The sequence below is a fragment of the Spiroplasma sp. Moj genome (genome assembly GCF_016082285.1).
GTDB lineage: Bacteria > Bacillota_I > Bacilli_A > Mycoplasmatales > Mycoplasmataceae > Spiroplasma > Spiroplasma phoeniceum.
In genome coordinates, this window is record NZ_MQTY02000136.1 from 1 (window position 1) to 2,294 (window position 2,294).

A 2,294-nucleotide genomic window follows, 5' to 3' on the forward strand; every position below is an offset into this window, starting at 1 on the left:
ATTAGTATCTTTTTAAAAATATTTACAATTATTTTAATAGGTTATGCAAGAAGTCTATTAATAAAATCAAATTTATCAAATTTCATAATTTTAGATTCCTATAATTTCTATTTTAAATATATTTTATAGGAATTTTAAAATAACTAGGTTATGCAAGAAGTCTANTGAAAAAATTAANTCACTAACAAGTAAATAAATTAAAATTTTTACAAATGTAAGGTTTTTTAGATAGAAAGCAGGCATATTATTAAAATGATTAAAGTAGATTTTACTAATGCATTAGCCGAATCTGTTTTTAACAAATATTTAGGGCGAGTTAAAGATATTCAACAAATGATTCATAATAAAACAGGATTAGGAAATGATTTCCTTGGTTGAGTTGAGTGACCAAATAATTATGATCAAGCAGAGCTTGCAAAAATGAAACAAACAACAAAGTAATTAGCTAGTGAAATTGACGTTTTATTGGTAATTAGAATTGGTGGGAGTTATCTTGGTGCGCGAGCAGCAATTGAAATGATTAATGGGTTATATAGTCAACAAAAAGTAGAAATCATTTATATTGGGAATACAATGTCTTCAACTTATACAGCACAAGTTTTGAAATATCTTCAAGACAAAAAATTTGGAATTTGTGTTGTGTCTAAATCAGGGACAGCAACTGAGCCAGCAATTGCATTTCGTCTTTGCAAAGAGCTTTTAGAAAAAAAGAAGGAAGCCTAAAAGCAGCCAACTTAATTGTTGCTATTACAGATAAAGAGAAAGGTGTTCTAAAAATATTAGCTGATAAAGCAGGTTATCAAACCTTTGTTATTCCGGATGACATTGGGAGAAGATATTCAGTGTTAACCCCAGTTGGTATTTTTGCAATGTTAGTAAGTGGTATTAATGTTGATAATGTCTTTAAAGGAGCACAACAAGCTTATCAAGATACTTTAATTGATGATTTCACTAATCATGCCTATAAATATGCTGTTGGACGTTATATTTTAAATCAAGAGGAAAAATATAAAGCAGAAATGCTTGTAACTTATGAGTTACAAATGCAGATGATTACCGAATGATGGAAACAATTATTTGAGGAATCAGAAGGAAAAAATTCAAAGGGTTTACTACCATTATCGTGTGTTTTTTCGACAGATTTACATTCTCTTGGTCAATTCATTCAAGAAGGGACAAAAAATATTTTATTTGAAACAGTTATCGCAATTAAAGAACCACAAATTGATCTTAACCTGCCAAAAGCAGCAGTAGATACCGATGGTTTAAATTATCTCGCTGGAAGAACATTGCATGAAGTAAATACCATTGCTGTTGAAGGCGTTGTTGCTGCTCATACAAAAGTTGGGCATGTTCCAAATATTGTTTTAGAATTTGCAACAATGGATGATAATATGTTTGGTTATTTAGCATATTGATTTATGAAAGCTTGTGCAATTTCAGCTTACTTGTTAGAGATAAATCCATTTGATCAACCAGGAGTTGAGATTTATAAACAAAATATGTTTAATTTATTAGGAAAATAAAAGACAAAATAAAAAATATTGAAACTCAATATTTTTTTATTTTTTTAATTGCTTAATTTGGTTTAAAAAAGTTGAAGAAATTTTATTCAAACCATAATCGGCAATAAAAAAAATTGTTTCAATATCTTTATTTAATTGTTTATTAGCAAAAGCTAATTCCATTTCATATTTTAAATCGTTATTATTTCGTAGGCCTCGAATAATATATTTAGCCCCTAATTGTTTAACAAAATCACTAGTTAACATTTGGTCATTAATAACAATTTCAATATTTAAATTAAGGTTTTGACAAGCTATGGCAGCTTGTTTAGCACGCGTTTTAATGTTCGTTTGATTTGATTTTTCTAAATTATTCGTAATTACAACATATAATTTTGAAAAGAGAGTACTTGCTTTTTTAATAATATTAAGATGACCATCATGAATTGGGTCAAAACTACATGGAAAAATTGCTTTCAAGATTATTTTCACATCCTTTTAAATATTATTATTTTAACTCAAAAAATGTGTTATGATAATAGAAATATGATATTTTTCCGATTGTGAAAACCATATACATTTTAGACCACTGATTTAGTCTTTAAATTAGAATGGAGATTAAAATGAAAAAGTATATGGTAACAAGCATTCTAACTGAAAATGAATTATATTCATTACAACGAAAAATAAAAAAATGATATTTACAACAAAAACTTACAAAAGAAATAAATTATATTTATCAAAATGTCATTAATTATTTTAATTTATGTCAGAAATACTATTTATATG

1 protein-coding gene and 1 pseudogene are annotated in these 2,294 nt (G+C 26.8%); one reads left to right on the plus strand and one right to left on the minus strand.

Annotated elements, in window-relative coordinates; all coding sequences use genetic code 4:
• The first annotated feature begins 252 nt into the window (after positions 1-252).
• Positions 253-1,526 (plus strand): annotated as a pseudogene (locus BST80_RS05050) (glucose-6-phosphate isomerase).
• A gap of 36 nt (positions 1,527-1,562) precedes the next feature.
• Here BST80_RS05050 and coaD read toward each other — a convergent pair.
• Positions 1,563-1,997, minus strand: a complete 435-nt coding sequence (gene coaD, locus BST80_RS05055; RefSeq protein WP_415746248.1) for a pantetheine-phosphate adenylyltransferase — start codon at positions 1,995-1,997, stop codon at positions 1,563-1,565.
• Between the last annotated feature and the right edge of the window lie 297 nt (positions 1,998-2,294).